Origin of the sequence: Rummeliibacillus sp. POC4, assembly GCF_003576525.1 — a bacterium.
Taxonomy (GTDB): domain Bacteria; phylum Bacillota; class Bacilli; order Bacillales_A; family Planococcaceae; genus Rummeliibacillus.
Map to the genome: position 1 here is coordinate 53,594 of NZ_QWUA01000009.1, position 15,691 is coordinate 69,284.

Genomic DNA, 15,691 nt, shown 5'->3' on the forward strand with positions numbered 1-15,691 from the left:
GGAGTGCTCCTTTTGTTAGTGAATGTTAGATGAATTTAGCAATTTTATCTAATGGTAGACGGGAAGTACCATGAGCAGGTGAAGCTGCTTTACCGATCGCAATAAGTAAGATTGGTTTAATATGATTTGGTAATTCGAATTTTTCAGCAAAGGCATTTTTATTAAATCCACCCATTGGAACTGTATCGTATCCCATATCTTTTGCAAGAAGCATAATTTGCATAGAAATTAAGCCAGCATCAAAAGTAGCGATGTTTGTTAATATTTCTTCTGGAAGGTTTGAATATAGCTTCAAATTGCTTTCAATCATTTTATTTTTTACAGTTTCATCCATATAACCTGATTCGAAATTTTGGTTATAAATTTCCTCTGTATTTTTAAACATTTCGATGTCGCCCAAAACAGCAATAATAGCTGAGGCAGTTTCTACTTGTTCTTGGTTATTTGAAATTTGTCGTAATTCTTTTTTTACTTGGTCATCTTGAATGACTAAAAAACGCCAAGGTTGTAGGTTACTTGATGATGGTGCAGTTGCGGCTTCTGTTAAAAGTTCCTCTAATTGAGATTGTGGAATTTTGAATTGAGGATCATATTTACGTACGGATTTTCTTTCGTGCATTACTTTATTTAAAGTACTTTGTGTTAGTGTCATTTTTTACGCTCCTTAATCTATCATGTTGAGATTCTACTATACGACATTCCCTTTTAAAATCCAAGTAAGTTGCTCAAACTAATATAAATTAGAATTGTTTATATAGAAAGTGAATTTTTGAAATAATAAAAAGCATAATCACTTAAAATTATGCTTGAATGTATGAATGAGTTTAGGATGAAAATCTATTGGAATTCTAAAATTTCAATATGATTTCCAAAAGGATCTTGAATTACATTGAAAATACCTGGAGGACATTTTTGTGGTTCTTTAAACAATAATTCAATGCCTCTTTCTTGCAATTCCTTCATATCAGCGGGTAAATCGTTTGAGCGGATTCCTAAAACCGTTTGGGCATTTTCAAAATAATTGAGTGTATTTTCTTTTTCTGCTTTTTCTAGAATGATGGAGTGACCATCAAAACTCAATTCTACAATATTCTCACCATAATTTTTTTCTAAGTTAAAGCCTAATCCATCACAATAAAATTTAACTGCCTTTTCTACATCATTTACTTTGATAGAAATCATGCAAAGTGATAGTTCCATGTTTCAACACTCCTTTTTAATAGTCGCTATGTGTAAATTTCTCTAATGATATTTCAAATACCTTTAATCATACAAAATTCTATTTTAAGAATTTTGTGTTGCAAAAAAATAAATATATAATATGTAATAAAATGTAACTAATTTAATTATTATCCGTCTTAATAAAGAGGAGGTGTAAAGGATGAATGTAAAAGGGTACCTATTCATTCTTATTTGCTGTTTAAGTTTAGTTGCTTGTAATACTGAAAAAAATTCATCAGAAGTTGTAAAGAGCGTTGAAATTCAGGAAACAATTGATTTTTCGAAAGTAAAACCTAATTCTCTAAAGACTATTTCAAATGATGAACAAATCCACATTATTCAAAATGCATTGAACAGAGCTAAAAAAATAGAAGGAATCGTAGATATTGGTTCTCCACAATATAAGATTAAGTTAAAGGATACGGAATATTTCTTGTGGATGAATAGTGATGATACGGCAACGATTATGAATATAAAAGATACTAATACTATCTATAAAATTGATTCGGCTAAAAAGTTAAGAGAAGTAATTGAAAACCTTTAAGACGTACTTCTATATTGCAATTAGAAGCTAGTGTTAATTTTTATCCTTCTGAAAATTTTTTATCATAAATCTTCTATCAATTAAATAATCTAATACTAGATTTAAATTTAGTAGGAGGGGAGTAAATTGGTAGAAGAACGACAAACAAAAGATACAGCTACAGTAGTTATGGATGAAATTGTAAGTAAAATTCAACAATTTGATGAAGACTCTATTCAATCATTCGACCGCCAAAGATTTTTGGCTCAAAAAAGACAAATACTAGTGAATGCTTATGGCAAAACGAGTAGTGGCATGACTCAACTGATTATGAATGATATGATCAATGAAATCGATCAAGAAATTGCTCACCTCGATGAAAATACTCGTTTATGTAATCAACACAAAGACTATTATATCGAAATTTTGAGAGTTGTGAGAGAATCGGTTGAAGAGTTAAAATTAGTGAAATAATTATGTTAGGGTTATCCCATAAGAAAAAAACTTCAGGGATAGCCCTTTCTTTCTATAATAAATGTCTGCTCTATATCGCAGTAATTTCATTTTTAAATTATAAAAATACATAAAAAGGCAACATAAAGGAAAAAGTAATACGAAGATTATAAACGAAAGGTGAGGCAATTGGGATTTACGGAATTTTTGACTATTATTTTAATCGTACTGAAATTAGTAGGTGTTCTCAATTGGTCTTGGTGGTTAGTACTAATTGTAGAAATAGTGGCTATTAGTATATATATTATTGTCTGGATGGTTTGGTTGTTCTATTACGTAAAGCTTAAACAAGAAAAAAATACTTAAATGGCTTCAATCTTTTGTTTCTTCAATTGTAAGTAAGATTAATCTGTATATGAAATATATACCTAGATATCCACCAGTGGCTAAGAAAAATGGATTTAAGAAAATAGCATGGATGGTAGTCATAAATACGGCATTTTCTTTAATAATTTGATAAATAGAAGTCGAAGCAATATCACCAAAAATAACAATAGCTATTAAAGCAAGTATATTAAAAATGAAACGGAAAGTTTTTATTTTTAATTGTAGGAAGAACATAACAAGTGGTAAGACAATGCTGGAAATAATAAGTAATACTTTCATAAGAACTAGCTCCTATCAGAAAAAAGTTGTTAAAACAATTTATTTCCTTTCTAGAAGTAGTTTATACGAAAATAGTACGGGATTTTAAACATTGTTTTTAGATTTAGCAATGACAGAAATATTACAGCAGACCCATTATAGGTTAGATAGATCTGCTGAATTTACTAATTAATCATTGCTAAACCGAAAGTTAACATTGAAAGGACCATAATGGCTGCCATCAATATTACAACAATTTTCTGGATTTTCTTATTGCTCATTCTCGTTCTCTCCTTTTTTTCTTTAAAAATATTTTATCAAATATATTTTATTTAACAAGTACTAGAGTTTTCTGAAAAATTTATGTACAATTGTGTTATACAACATAGAAGGAGTTGGGGGACTAATGGAGAATGTTGATCATATTGGTATAGCGGTCAAGGACTTAGATGAACGCGTTACATATTATACAAATGTGTTAGGTATGAAGCTAATCAATGTAGAAGAAGTAGAGTCTGAGAAAGTAAAAGTTGCATTTATCGATGCGGGAAACACACATATTGAACTGTTAGAACCACTCACAAAAGAAAGCGCTATCTATAAATATTTGGAAAAGCGTGGTGAAGGCATCCATCATATAGCACTAGCCGTTACTGATATAGAACAAGAAATGGCTAGAATGCGTGAAGAAGGAGCTCGCCTGTTATCTGAAGAACCTAAAATTGGAGCGGGTGGAGCAAAGGTTGTTTTCATTCACCCTAAATCATCATATGGAGTACTTTACGAATTAGTAGATAGAAGTCAAACAAAGGAGTAATCAGTTAAATGGATATGTACGATAAAATCAATGAATTGTATGATCGTAAAAGTGAAATCGAACTTGGCGGTGGTGAAGCCAGAATCGAAAAGCAACATAACAAAGGTAAATTGACAGCTCGTGAACGTATCGACTTATTACTAGACGAAGGAACTTTCGTTGAGATCAATCCTTTCGTAAAACACCGTACAGTAGATTTTGGTATGGATAAGAAAGAGGGACCTGGTGATGGGGTTGTTACTGGTTATGGTAAAGTAAATGGTCGTCCTGTCTACCTATTCTCACAAGACTTTACAGTGTTCGGTGGTGCACTTGGGGAAATGCACGCTCAGAAAATTGCGAATGTTATGGATTTAGCAGCTAAAAACGGAGCTCCATTTATTGGTATTAATGATTCAGGTGGCGCTCGTATTCAAGAAGGCGTATTATCTCTTGACGGCTACGGTCACATTTTCTATAGAAACTCCATCTATTCGGGTGTAATTCCACAAATCTCTGTAATCATGGGACCATGTGCAGGTGGTGCTGTTTATTCTCCAGCAATCACTGACTTTATCCTAATGGTTGATAAAACATCACAAATGTTCATCACTGGACCAAAAGTTATCGAAACAGTTACAGGTGAAAAAATTTCATCTGAAGGTCTTGGTGGTGCAAAAGTTCACAACTCTGTAAGTGGTAATGCACATTTCCGTGCAGCAGATGAAGAAACAGCAATTGAACAAATCAAACAATTGCTTAGCTACTTACCACAAAACAATACGGAAAAAGCTCCAGTTGTGAAAGTTGAAAAAGAAGAAGATGACAACTTCCGTTCTGAATTATTGGATCTTGTACCTGTCGACCAAACAAAAGCATATGACGTACGTAAAGTTATTGAACAAGTAGTAGATAAAGATTCCTTTATGGAAGTTCAAAAAGACTTTGCAAAAAATATTGTCGTTGGTTTTGCACGAATTGACGGAGAATCAGTTGGTCTAGTTTGTAACCAACCAAAAGTACTTGCTGGCGGTTTAGATATCAATTCTTCTGATAAACTTGCTCGCTTTGTTCGTACTTGTGATTCTTTCAACGTACCGATTATTACTTTCGAAGACGTTTCAGGCTTCTTCCCAGGTGTTAAACAAGAACACGGCGGAATCATCCGTCACGGTGCAAAAATCCTATTTGCTTATTCAGAAGCAACTGTTCCGAAAATTACAGTTATTCTTCGTAAAGCTTATGGCGGTGCGTATGTTGCTCTTAACTCTAAATCTATTGGGGCAGATATGGTATATGCATGGCCAAACGCTGAAATCGCAGTAATGGGTGCATCTGGTGCAGCAAATATCATCCATGCAGGTGAAATTGCAAAATCAGCAGATCCTGAGGCTACACGTGCTCAAAAAATTGAAGAATATAAAGAAAAATTTGCAAATCCATATGTTGCAGCATCTCACGGCTTAGTAGACGATGTCATCGATCCTCGAGAAACTCGTATCAAACTAATGCAATCACTTGAAATGCTACGTACGAAAAAAGAATCAAGACCTTATAAAAAACACGGGAATATTCCTTTGTAAGGTAAAAGTACAAAACGCCTCAGGTCATGAGGCGTTTTTCTTTTGGAATCATATAGGTCATATTCACGAATATTTTGGTCCAATCCACGGGAAATAGGATCCAATCCACGGGAAATTAAGAGTAATCCACGTAGTTTCGGACTCAATCCACGCAAAAACAAACTGAATCCACGTTCCGGACAATTCAAGTCTTAAAAAGATACTCCCAAAAATAAACTCAATAAATAAGTACCCAAAATTCAATTTTTCCTGACAATTTAAGTCACTTAAAAGCAACTTCAAAAACAACTCAATCCTCAATAAATAAGCCCCCAAAAGTCAACTCGTTCGGACCATTTAAGACTCTAAGATATCCTTAAAAGTGTGAAAAAATTACAAACTTCAATATATAAAGCAACAGATAGATGATTTCTTAGCTTTTTGTGATAAAATTGTGAAGGAATAAGGTAGCAATACTACCATATATAAAGGAGTCTTGAATGATGCCAAGTCGTATCGTAGAAGAGTTTTTAGAATTAGTACAAATTGATTCAGAAACTTATCATGAAGAAAAAATTTCACCTGTATTAAAAAGTAAATTAGAAGCATTAGGTTTCGACGTTTATGAAGATGATGCAGCTAGCCGTAACGGTCATGCATCTGGTAACTTAATCGCCACACTTAAAGGTACATTAAAAGATGTTCAACCAATTTACTTTACATCTCATATGGATACAGTAGTACCAGGTGTAGGTATTAAACCGATTATTAAAGAAGACGGATATATTTACTCAGATGGCACAACAATCCTTGGCTCTGATGACAAAGCAGGACTTGCAGGATTATTAGAACTAGCTAAACGATTAAAAGAAGAAAAAATCGAACATGGCGATATTCAATATGTGATTACTGCTGGTGAAGAATCAGGTCTTGAAGGTGCAAAAGAATTAGACCATGAAAAAGTATATGCAAAATATGGATTTGCTGTCGATTCAGATGGTAAAGTCGGCGAAATCGTAACAGCTGCACCTTTCCAAACAAAAATTTTCACAACAATCAAAGGTAAAACTGCACATGCAGGAGTAGAACCTGAAAAAGGAATTTCAGCAATCACAATCGCTGCAAAAGCAGTAGCACGCATGAAATTGGGACGCATTGACTCTGAAACAACTGCCAATATTGGTCGTTTTGAAGGCGGTAAAGCAACAAATATCGTATGTGATGAAGTTTCTGTTTTATCTGAATGTCGCTCATTGAACGAAGCAAAACTTGTTGCTCAAGAAAAACATATGAAAGAAGCTTTTGAATCTGCAGCGAAAGAAATGGGCGGAGAAGCAGAAGTTGAAGTAAAACGTATGTATCCTGGTTTCCACTTTGGCCCAGATGATTTAGTCGTTAAAGTTGCACAAGAAGCAGCAAAAAATATCAGCCGTGAACCAAAATTAGTACAATCTGGTGGCGGTAGTGATGCAAACGTAATCGCTGGATATGGTATCCCAACAGTTAACTTGGCAGTAGGTTATGAAAAAATCCACACAACAGAAGAACGAATTCCTGTTGAAGAATTAGAAAAATTAGCCGATTTATTAGTTGAGATTGTAAAATGCTCAGCTAAAGTAAAATAATTTTATCTATGAAGAGAGTGTGAATTTATGCCAAGTACGAAAGTTGTTGTTTTTAGAAGCGGACAAGAGGAATATGCAGTTCCTGTTGAAAAAGTAGTATCAATTGAAAAATTTGAAAAAGTAAACCGAATTCCACATATGCCTGATTATGTATTAGGTTTAATTAAAGTTCGTAACGAACTACTACCAATTCTTGATTTTGAACAAATTTTATATAATCGCAAAGCCAATTCATCGGATGCTAAAATCATTATTCTTCAAACTGAAGACTTTGTATATGGACTTTTAGTCTTGGAAGCAAAAGAGATTTTAGATATAGAAGAAGATAAGCTTAAACAAATTGGACTTGTAAATTATGCAAAAACACAATATTTTAGTGCAGTGGCTAATTTAGAGAATCGAATGATTACAATTGTATCACCTGATGTATTAGTGAATACATTAGATGGTATTAAGGAATTGAAAGAATACATGAATTCTCTAACTGAAGAAGAACTGCAAGCAATGGTATAAAATTCAAATCAAAAATAGAGCGTATTAGAGAACATCTCTAATACGCTTGTTTTTTGAGCAATTGTAAGTCAATTTGCTATATGGTAGATGTTTTGGCATCCAACTTTAATTGAGTGAATTTTTTTCCAAATAACAGTAAGCAGAGAGAGAAAAAAACAACGCTACTAGCAAAAATGAGTGCACTATTATAGGTTCCATAATATGTAGTTAGTTTCCCAGCAATAAGTGGGCCAATGATTTGACCGAAAGCATAATAGGTAGTTAAGGTGGAAACGACGGTTGCACTTTTTGTTGGAAATAGCTCTCTGCAATAGGAAGTTGTTAAAACAACAATACCAACAAAAGTAACACCAAAAAGGAGAGCTGAGCACATTACACCGATGACCGATTGTGAAAGAACGGGCAACAGCATTCCAATGACTTGAAGAATATAAGCAATCGCTAGAATGAGTATTGGTTTGAACTTAGTCATTAAAATCCCCCATATAGGTGCGGAAGGAATAGCACCTATCCCAACAAATACCCAAGCGTAACTTGCATACTTGTGCAAACTTGGTATTTCGTTGATCATATCGACTAAAAAGGTCCCTGTAATAATATAGCCAAGTCCCTCTAGTCCGTACGCAAAGATCATCCATGGCATAAAGCCAGACCAAATTTTTTCAGACTTCACTGTATTGCTTTGTGGTAATGTAGGATTTTCTAATTTTCTCCATAAAAAATGATTGATACATATAAACAAACCAGATAATATACCGAGTCCTATAAAAGCACCTTGCCAAGCGAAGAATTGTTGTAGGTAGGGTACTAAAATGCCTGAAAGAGCGATGCCAATACCAATTCCACTAAACACATAACCAGACCATTTTGTTAAAAAATGTTGCGCTAAATAATCGAGAAGTATACTAGATGTTAAAACGAAGATGAGGCCCCCGGTAATACCATTGATTAAACGTAAAAACAGCCAAACAAAGAAATGATCAATAACGCCCATAGCGATGATTGAAAGTACACATAACCAAGCGTTCATCACAAGTTTGCCTTTTCTGTTTTTAATAAACCCTGCCCATAAAGCACCGATAAAATAGCCAATATAATTTGCCGAAGCCAACCAACTACCCTTTTCAACCGACATTCCTTCAGCTTCTCGCATAAAAGGTAAAATAGGAGTAAACGAAAATCGCCCAATTCCCATTGCAACAGCCAAAAATAAAATCGCCCCAATAATTACACCCATATGCTGTCGATTCAATAAATCACCCCACTTATAAGTAAAAAAATGACATTAACGAATAAAAATAGTATAACTTATTGGACGATATTGGTAAATGACGAATTGGAAATTCTAATACTAGTTCGGATAAAAAGGTCATATTTGCAGTTAAAGCATCAGAAAAGGGGGACAAACTAAATATTAATCGAGTTTGTCCCCCAGTATTAAATATACTAAATAACTTTATAAATCTAGAAAGAGATTCAGAACTAAACAATCTCTTTGGTGATTTGTAAATCAGCAACAAATTCCACTTGGTCGTAATCAAAATATTCTTGAAGAATTTTTTTCTGATCATCTTTAAATAACTCATCAGCAATCCCTTTTACAAGCTTTGGAACTGCGAATCGCAATCCTGATAATGCTGAAGCGGACACGCCATTACTGATAAGTGCAGAATAATTAAATGCAAATATCCCATATAAAGCAGATACACCTTCAGGACAATTAGCCACAAAAGAAAATTCAGGTGTTAAATAAGGATGCAGATCAATAAGTTTATTTGCAATATCCGGATGTGCTTTATAGATATCGCCCCAACGTGTGATATAAGGTTCTACTATTTTAAGTTCTGGCCGTAAAGCAGGATCTGTTACAAGTCCAGTACTAATTATTAAATAGTCGAATATAAATTCTTGATGGGGTGTTTTTACGATGATTCCTTCTTTTGAATCTTGGACTTCTAGCCACGGCGAGCCTAAATGCAGATGAAATCCTTCCTTTGAACTTGCTCGTGTAAAAGTATCGTTTGTAGGTGGTTGATTGAATTTGAAAAAATGAGACATGACAGCATATTTGTCGTGATCGGATAGTGTATGAAAGCGACTAATAATGCCAGAGCTTTCTAATTTCCGCATAGGGTTTATACGTGGGAGTTCTTTTCTACGGGCAAAGACATGAGCTTCACGAATTCCTGATGCTAAGGCAAAATTGGCATTATCAAAAGCAGAAGCTCCTCCGCCTAATATGCCGACTTTTTTACCTTTTAAAGAAGAAAAATCAATAGTTTCAGAAGTATGGGCATAACGAGACTTTGGTAAATTATCTTTGATTAATGCAGGGGTATGCCATTCACCGCCTCCTTGAATGCCTGTTGCATGCACCACTTTTCTTGCGAGAATGGAAGAATAGGTACTCGCTTTTTTAACTGAAATTCGATTAAGCTCTTTATCAATCGGTTCGATTAAAGTGACACGTACATTATTTTCGACGGGTAATGAGAGGATTTCACGATACCATTTCAAATAATTCATCCAGTCAGTTCTTGGTATTTTATCAATCTTGTCAAAACCTTCTATACCGTATTGTGCTGTCCACCATGATTGAAAGGATAGTGATGGAACGCCAAGCTCGATAGAAGGGAGGTCTTTTGGTGTACGCAATGTCCTCATGCGAGCATATGTTATCCATGGGCCTTCAAACCCTTTCTTATTTTCATCTAAAATAAGAATATTTGTAATGCCTTCCTTTAGAAGTCCGAATGCTGCACTTAAACCACTTTGACCACCACCGATAATAACAACATCATATACATGGTCACCGTTATAAGATCGTGGTTTCACCCAAGTAGGTTGAGCGTATCCAATGTACGAAAGATCTACTAATACTTGTTTATTTAAAGCTTCTAGGCTCATCTAAACCAATCCTTTCCATTTTAAAATAGAAATCTAGTTAAAATATCAAAGTTCTTATTTAACTTCCCCTGTATACTTGATAGCTCCAAGGCGTTACTAGTAACGGCACGTGATAATGACTGTCCTTTTCAATCGTAAATCGTACTGGTATTGTAGATAAGAAAGGAGAAACCGGTAGAGGAACCCCTTTTGACTGAAAATAAGTATCGATATGAAAGACGAATTCATATGTACCTCGCTCGAAAGGTTTGTTGATAGTGGGGGTACATCTCCCGGATTCGTCTGTTTCGACTGTTAAAAGGAATTGATGATTGAAATATACATCTACTTGCACATTTTGGGCGGGTTTCCCATGATATAAATCTAGAACATGTGTTGAAAGTGAAGTCATTGGTTTTCTCCTTATTCAGTAATTTTGATTGGATTCATTTTTTCGATTAATTGAACGAATCTCAATTCAGCGATTCGATTAATTTCTTTTAAAGCAGTTTTAAATTCTTCATCGTAGCTGTTTGCTAGTCGTAATTTCATCATTTGTAAAATTTCTGATTTCGTGTGATCTGCAACTGCAATGATAAATGGAAAGTGAAACTTTTCTTGATAACTGTTATTACAAGTTAAGAATTCATGATACTCATCACTATTAAGTGCATTTAATCCTGCTTTTTGTTGCTCTTCAGTAGAGGTACTACTCATTTTTATTTTTTTCCCAAGCTCTGGATGTGCTCGGATTAAAGCTAATTTTTTTTCGAAAGGAGCATGGTCTAAAACTTGCTGCATTGTTTCTAAAATGTCACTTATTTGGTCAAATGGTCTACTTACTACTGCTTCTTGAGGAATCCAGGGCGACGATTCGTAAATGTCTTGAAAGAGTTCTATAAACTTCTCTTCTGAAGAATGATTAATCATCTCTAAAGGTTGCTTCATTTAGTTTCCTCCTTGTGATGCAAGTGAAATATCTTTACTGGTTTCAACTGATTTTTCTTTATGAGATAAAAGGAGATTTAATAGCATAGCTGCTAAACTACCTGTGATGATTCCATCACCAAATAGAGTTTTGATAAAGGATGGTAAGCTTGAGAATAATTCAGGAACAACAGTGGTACCTAGTCCTAAAGAGATGGAAATAGCAATGATTAATAAATTGTTTTGGTTTGTAAAATCTACAGTGGTTAGCATTTTAATACCAGATGATACAATCATTCCGAACATGACAACTGTTGCTCCACCTAAAACAGCAGTAGGTATTAATGTAGCAAGTGCAGCAATTTTAGGGACAAGTCCAAGTAGAACTAATATTAAACCAGCTGCAATTGTAACTTTGCGGTTTCTTACACCAGACATTTGGACAAGACCGACGTTTTGTGCAAATGTACTATAAGGGAAAGCATTGAAAATTCCACCAAGCATAAAGGCAAGCCCTTCTGCACGATAACCTTTTTCGAAATCTTGTGGTGTCAGTTTTTTATTTGTAATATCACCAAGAGCTAAAAAGGCGCCTGTTGACTCAATCATAATGACAATACCTACAATAAGCATTGTTATAATTGGAACGATATCAAATTGTGGAATTCCAAAGAAAAATGGTGTTGGGAAATGAGCCCAAGAAGCTTCTTTTACAGTAGTAAAATTTAATGGATTCATAAAACTAGAGATAACGGTACCGACGAAAATACCAACAAGAACAGCTATAGAACGCCAAAAACCTTTACCAAAGTACTGAATGATTAATATGATTCCTAAAGTAGCGATTGATAAGATTAGGTTTTGGGCAGAGCCGAAATGAGGGCTACTCGCACCTCCAGCCATATTCTTAACGCCTGTTGGAATTAGAGAAAGTCCAATGATCATAACTACTGTTCCTGTTACAACTGGGGGAAACAACTTGATGATATGGCTAAAGTATTTTGCGAATAGCACGATGACTAAGCCGGTAACAATAATAGCTCCATAAATAGATGTTATGCCATACTCTTTGCCAAGTGTGATCATCGGTGTAACTGAGACAAATGAAGTCCCTAAAACAACAGGTAATCCAATACCAAAGTATTTATTGCGCCACATTTGCAGTAAGGTAGCTAAACCACAAGTAGATAAGTCGATGGCAATTAAATAAGCAAGTTGTGTGGGAGATAAACCGAGTGCGCCTCCTACAATAATAGGTACTAGCATTGCACCTGCGTACATTGCTAAAACATGCTGTAATCCTAGTGAGACAGCTTTCGAATGACTGAGTTGGTTCTTCATAAAAATCCCTCCACTTTAAATGTTAAATTCTCTAACTTAAAACGTTAGCTTTCTTTACATGTTAAAAATAAAAGGCTGAAATGTCATTAGATACAATAGCTAAATATTAGCAATTATTTTAGATAAAGTAACTGAAGTTGAAACTAGATGAAGGGTTGAAGCTTTAAATCTTTTCGTATTCGTAAGGCGAGTCTTAGTTGAATGGTGACTTCGGAATCTTTTAAATCCTTTTGTAATAGCTGGCTGCATTTATCAAGTCGATAAATAACAGTATTTCGATGAACGAACAGTTTTTTAGCTGTTTCGGATATTTGGCAATGGCATTCCAAATATGCATAAAGTGTTTCGAGAAGAAGCGTTTGTTCTTCAGAGTCGAGATTAAGTAAAGGTTCAAATAATGTTTGGTAGAAGTCGATTAATTCATTTTGTGGGATGATTTGTAATAACTCGTTGATCCCTTTTTTTCTATAAAAATGAACACAAGTTTTTGTGCTTTGATGATTTGCGGGGATAGCGCTAAAAGCTTCTTTATATGCATGTTGTAAATCTATAAAAGATCTCGTTGGATTGCTAATACCGAAACTTAAATGAATATCTAAAAAGTAATGAATATATAATTCTAATTCTTCTAAAAATTCAGTTAAAAATAAAGATGAATTGACGGAATGATCCTGGATTTCAACCAGTAAGACTAAGTGATTGTGAATGATAAATGGGTAAATAGGTAATTGGATTTCCTTTATACTTTCTTCGCAAAACTGCTGAATGAGCTTAGAAAGAGTAAACGAATTAAAAGTGGAAATCGTTTGTTTCGTGCGTCCAACGATACACAAATAGGATTGATCGTTGCGTAAAGATAATTCCTCAGAGCATGCGTTAACATAAGAAGTTGTTTGTATGTTGCTATCTATAAATTCTTGCAATGTTTGATTGCGAATCGAACGTGCTTGTTGCTCCAATGCTTGTTCCTGCATAATCGCAAAAGATAGGACATTAATAGCTTGTTTTATAAACAAATGCTTTTGGAACTGTTCTTCTTTTATAAAACCCTCGATAACTAAATAATAGTTTTTGTTCAAGTTTGTATGTACAGGATAAAAAGTATAGCTGCAATGATTGTCTAATATGGATATACTCCAATTTTGTTCGGGTAAAGTGGGATATTGCCCTCCTTTTTTAATGACTTCATGTAGGGAAGGGGGTAAATAAAAGTTATGCTTTGTTGTATATACAGGATGAAAAAAGTAGTTGATTAAGCTTACTTTTTGTTCGATGATGGCTGATAATTTTTGGAGTAATGGTAGGATTCCTCGGCCGCTTAATATCAAGTCTGTGAATTCATGATGAATGTCCATTGCTTCAGTTAGTAATGAAGCTTCATTTTGTAAAATTTTTTCTGTAATCAGGAAGTTGATCTCTCCAAGTGATAAATGTTCAGGTAATTGGATGAAAGCTAAGTTTAACTGGTTCGCAAGTTCTAATATGTCTTCAGGTATGGTGTGAAGAAAGCGGTTCTTTTTAATAGCGATTCCTGCGCAACCAGCTCGATGCATACTTTCTAGTAAATTATGAAAATACGTTTCATTGTTTTTTAGATGATAAGCTGTTGTGATGATCAATTGGTTAGGGAGTAAGTATTGCATTATGTCGGGTGCGTCCATCATCGTAACAGTTTTTATCCGACGGCTTATACCGTTTTCTCCGGCGATAAGTGTAATCGATGATAATTCTTTTAAATTTAATAATTCCACTACATTCACACTAGACTCCTCCTCTTGTTAAATGTATGCTATGTTATAAAATCTAACATAAATAAGTTAACTTTTCAAACATATTTTGGTTAATTTATCTAAAAATTCATACATCTTTCTACAAATACGTCAATGAACTATACCACTTCTTTTTTTAAAATAAGGATATAGCAGAAAGAAAGGTGGGACATAAATGCTTAATCTTTGTTCATCAGAGAAATATAAAAATGTCCAACATTACCTAGATTGGTTAGCTACTTTTGGCGAGACAGCAGATGGTGGTGTGACAAGGCTACTATACACAGAGGAATGGCAGGCAGCACAGCATGCGCTTAAAGAGGAAATGCGAGAAATAGGTATGGATCCTTATTTTGATAAAGTAGGCAATTTGTATGGTCGTATAGAAGGATTCCAAGAAGAAAAGCAAGTCATTTTAACAGGCTCGCATATTGATACGGTTGTAAATGGTGGAAAGTATGATGGTGCTTATGGTGTTATAGCGAGTCTTTTAGCTGCGAAAATGTTGTTCGAGCAATATGGTCGCCCACGAAAAACAATAGAAGTTGTATCTTTATGTGAAGAAGAAGGAAGTAGATTTCCACTTACATATTGGGGATCAAAGAATATTACGGGTGAATATTCTTTAGAAGATATAAAACAACTAGAAGATCAAAATGGAATATTATTTCAAGATGCCATGGGAAAAGCAGGTTTTCCGATTGCAGCTTATAAAGGTGATAAGAGGAGTGATATTGAACACTTTATAGAGGTTCATATTGAACAAGGTGCTATTTTAGAAAAGAATAATATTGATATCGGTTTCGTTACACATATTGTTGGACAACATCGTTATACGATTCAATTTATGGGTGAAAGTAACCATGCAGGAACTACCCCTATGGAAGAAAGAAAAGATCCGATGGTTTTTGCAGCTAATTGCATTGATGCCCTAACCAAAATAGCAAAAGAGGAATACCCAGGGCTTAGGGCAACAGTTGGTAGCATAAATGCTGAGCAAAATGTTTCAAATGTTGTCGCTAAGACGGTATCTATTACTTTAGATATTCGTCATCATCAAGAAGGTATTTTAAAAAAATATAGCGATGAAATCTTACAAATGATTACAGAAAAGGCGAATGAAAGTGGAATTATCTGTAAGGCCGAAAAATGGGCGGACAGTCTGCCTGTAGCTTTAGATACATCACTACACAGTACGATGGAAAAAATAGCGAAAAACAATGGACTTAAAAGTGTACAAATGGTCAGTGGAGCAGGACATGATTCGCAAATTTTAGGAGCCCACTATCCAACTACGTTATTTTTTGTCCCTAGTCAAAAAGGAATTAGTCATTCGCCACTAGAATTTACCAAAGTTCAAGATTTAGAGCATGGCATATTACTCTTAAAAGAAGTGCTTTATAAATTAGCTTATGAAGGAGTGCAATGAT

18 protein-coding genes are annotated in these 15,691 nt (G+C 34.5%); 8 read left to right on the top strand and 10 right to left on the bottom strand.

The window, feature by feature from the left end; all coding sequences use genetic code 11:
• Nucleotides 1-25 precede the first annotated feature (25 nt).
• Together D1606_RS04965 and D1606_RS04970 are read right to left on the bottom strand one after the other, a co-directional pair.
• Nucleotides 26-652, bottom strand: coding sequence for a nitroreductase family protein (locus D1606_RS04965; protein WP_119414914.1), 627 nt, complete (start codon nucleotides 650-652; stop codon nucleotides 26-28).
• 185 nt (nucleotides 653-837) lie between these two features.
• Entirely contained in the window at nucleotides 838-1,200 is a 363-nt protein-coding gene (locus tag D1606_RS04970) for a VOC family protein (RefSeq protein ID WP_119414915.1), read from the bottom strand.
• Between the two features lie 181 nt (nucleotides 1,201-1,381).
• Between D1606_RS04970 and D1606_RS04975 the strand changes: the two genes are divergently transcribed.
• From D1606_RS04975 to D1606_RS18935, 3 genes are all read left to right on the top strand, one after another.
• A complete protein-coding gene (locus D1606_RS04975) occupies nucleotides 1,382-1,765 on the top strand; it encodes a YhfM domain-containing protein (protein ID WP_119414916.1) in 384 nt (127 codons plus the stop codon).
• 126 nt (nucleotides 1,766-1,891) lie between these two features.
• The gene (locus tag D1606_RS04980; RefSeq protein ID WP_119414917.1) at nucleotides 1,892-2,218 is read left to right on the top strand and encodes a hypothetical protein; all 327 of its coding nucleotides are present in this window, start codon (nucleotides 1,892-1,894) and stop codon (nucleotides 2,216-2,218) included.
• A 168-nt stretch (nucleotides 2,219-2,386) separates the two neighbouring features.
• Complete coding sequence (locus tag D1606_RS18935) at nucleotides 2,387-2,563, top strand: hypothetical protein (RefSeq protein WP_164489556.1); 177 nt, start codon at nucleotides 2,387-2,389, stop codon at nucleotides 2,561-2,563.
• A 6-nt stretch (nucleotides 2,564-2,569) separates the two neighbouring features.
• On the opposite strand, the gene D1606_RS04985 is transcribed toward D1606_RS18935, so the two are convergent.
• The gene (locus D1606_RS04985; RefSeq protein ID WP_119414918.1) at nucleotides 2,570-2,863 is read right to left on the bottom strand and encodes a transposase; all 294 of its coding nucleotides are present in this window, start codon (nucleotides 2,861-2,863) and stop codon (nucleotides 2,570-2,572) included.
• A 164-nt stretch (nucleotides 2,864-3,027) separates the two neighbouring features.
• On the bottom strand, nucleotides 3,028-3,153 hold the full coding sequence (prli42, locus tag D1606_RS04990; RefSeq protein ID WP_255416300.1) for a stressosome-associated protein Prli42: 126 nt from the start codon (nucleotides 3,151-3,153) through the stop codon (nucleotides 3,028-3,030).
• Between the two features lie 95 nt (nucleotides 3,154-3,248).
• Between prli42 and mce the strand changes: the two genes are divergently transcribed.
• From mce to D1606_RS05015, 4 genes are all read left to right on the top strand, one after another.
• Entirely contained in the window at nucleotides 3,249-3,659 is a 411-nt protein-coding gene (gene mce / locus D1606_RS04995; protein ID WP_119414920.1) for a methylmalonyl-CoA epimerase, read from the top strand.
• A gap of 8 nt (nucleotides 3,660-3,667) precedes the next feature.
• Nucleotides 3,668-5,221, top strand: coding sequence for an acyl-CoA carboxylase subunit beta (locus D1606_RS05000; protein ID WP_119414921.1), 1,554 nt, complete (start codon nucleotides 3,668-3,670; stop codon nucleotides 5,219-5,221).
• A gap of 482 nt (nucleotides 5,222-5,703) precedes the next feature.
• Complete coding sequence (locus D1606_RS05010; RefSeq protein ID WP_119414923.1) at nucleotides 5,704-6,825, top strand: M20/M25/M40 family metallo-hydrolase; 1,122 nt, start codon at nucleotides 5,704-5,706, stop codon at nucleotides 6,823-6,825.
• A 27-nt stretch (nucleotides 6,826-6,852) separates the two neighbouring features.
• Nucleotides 6,853-7,338: a chemotaxis protein CheW gene (locus tag D1606_RS05015; protein ID WP_119414924.1), complete on the top strand. Its 486-nt coding sequence runs from the start codon at nucleotides 6,853-6,855 to the stop codon at nucleotides 7,336-7,338.
• A 76-nt stretch (nucleotides 7,339-7,414) separates the two neighbouring features.
• On the opposite strand, the gene D1606_RS05020 is transcribed toward D1606_RS05015, so the two are convergent.
• The 6 genes from D1606_RS05020 to D1606_RS05045 form a co-directional block, all read right to left on the bottom strand.
• Nucleotides 7,415-8,590 (bottom strand): YbfB/YjiJ family MFS transporter, encoded by a 1,176-nt coding sequence (locus D1606_RS05020; RefSeq protein ID WP_119414925.1) that lies wholly within the window; start codon nucleotides 8,588-8,590, stop codon nucleotides 7,415-7,417.
• Between the two features lie 230 nt (nucleotides 8,591-8,820).
• Nucleotides 8,821-10,245, bottom strand: coding sequence for an NAD(P)-binding domain-containing protein (locus D1606_RS05025; RefSeq protein ID WP_119414926.1), 1,425 nt, complete (start codon nucleotides 10,243-10,245; stop codon nucleotides 8,821-8,823).
• A 58-nt stretch (nucleotides 10,246-10,303) separates the two neighbouring features.
• Nucleotides 10,304-10,636 (bottom strand): hydroxyisourate hydrolase, encoded by a 333-nt coding sequence (uraH, locus tag D1606_RS05030; RefSeq protein WP_119414927.1) that lies wholly within the window; start codon nucleotides 10,634-10,636, stop codon nucleotides 10,304-10,306.
• Between the two features lie 11 nt (nucleotides 10,637-10,647).
• Complete coding sequence (gene uraD, locus D1606_RS05035; RefSeq protein ID WP_119414928.1) at nucleotides 10,648-11,172, bottom strand: 2-oxo-4-hydroxy-4-carboxy-5-ureidoimidazoline decarboxylase; 525 nt, start codon at nucleotides 11,170-11,172, stop codon at nucleotides 10,648-10,650.
• Nucleotides 11,173-12,492, bottom strand: coding sequence for a nucleobase:cation symporter-2 family protein (locus tag D1606_RS05040; RefSeq protein ID WP_119414929.1), 1,320 nt, complete (start codon nucleotides 12,490-12,492; stop codon nucleotides 11,173-11,175).
• Between the two features lie 143 nt (nucleotides 12,493-12,635).
• On the bottom strand, nucleotides 12,636-14,252 hold the full coding sequence (locus tag D1606_RS05045; RefSeq protein ID WP_119414930.1) for a PucR family transcriptional regulator: 1,617 nt from the start codon (nucleotides 14,250-14,252) through the stop codon (nucleotides 12,636-12,638).
• 184 nt (nucleotides 14,253-14,436) lie between these two features.
• Here D1606_RS05045 and D1606_RS05050 point away from each other — a divergent pair, with 184 nt between their 5' ends.
• On the top strand, nucleotides 14,437-15,690 hold the full coding sequence (locus D1606_RS05050) for a Zn-dependent hydrolase (RefSeq protein WP_119414931.1): 1,254 nt from the start codon (nucleotides 14,437-14,439) through the stop codon (nucleotides 15,688-15,690).
• Nucleotide 15,691: the final 1 nt, after the last annotated feature.

Bases quoted from the DNA above. Each gene is read 5' to 3' on its own strand.
- D1606_RS05015 (WP_119414924.1), top strand. From the start codon at position 6,853: ATGCCAAGTACGAAAGTTGTTGTTTTTAGAAGCGGACAAGAGGAATAT.
- mce (WP_119414920.1), top strand. From the start codon at position 3,249: ATGGAGAATGTTGATCATATTGGTATAGCGGTCAAGGACTTAGATGAA.
- D1606_RS05040 (WP_119414929.1), bottom strand. From the start codon at position 12,492: ATGAAGAACCAACTCAGTCATTCGAAAGCTGTCTCACTAGGATTACAG.
- D1606_RS05050 (WP_119414931.1), top strand. From the start codon at position 14,437: ATGCTTAATCTTTGTTCATCAGAGAAATATAAAAATGTCCAACATTAC.
- uraH (WP_119414927.1), bottom strand. From the start codon at position 10,636: ATGACTTCACTTTCAACACATGTTCTAGATTTATATCATGGGAAACCC.
- uraD (WP_119414928.1), bottom strand. From the start codon at position 11,172: ATGAAGCAACCTTTAGAGATGATTAATCATTCTTCAGAAGAGAAGTTT.
- D1606_RS05000 (WP_119414921.1), top strand. From the start codon at position 3,668: ATGGATATGTACGATAAAATCAATGAATTGTATGATCGTAAAAGTGAA.
- D1606_RS05025 (WP_119414926.1), bottom strand. From the start codon at position 10,245: ATGAGCCTAGAAGCTTTAAATAAACAAGTATTAGTAGATCTTTCGTAC.
- D1606_RS04970 (WP_119414915.1), bottom strand. From the start codon at position 1,200: ATGGAACTATCACTTTGCATGATTTCTATCAAAGTAAATGATGTAGAA.
- D1606_RS04965 (WP_119414914.1), bottom strand. From the start codon at position 652: ATGACACTAACACAAAGTACTTTAAATAAAGTAATGCACGAAAGAAAA.
- D1606_RS04975 (WP_119414916.1), top strand. From the start codon at position 1,382: ATGAATGTAAAAGGGTACCTATTCATTCTTATTTGCTGTTTAAGTTTA.
- D1606_RS04985 (WP_119414918.1), bottom strand. From the start codon at position 2,863: ATGAAAGTATTACTTATTATTTCCAGCATTGTCTTACCACTTGTTATG.
- D1606_RS05010 (WP_119414923.1), top strand. From the start codon at position 5,704: ATGCCAAGTCGTATCGTAGAAGAGTTTTTAGAATTAGTACAAATTGAT.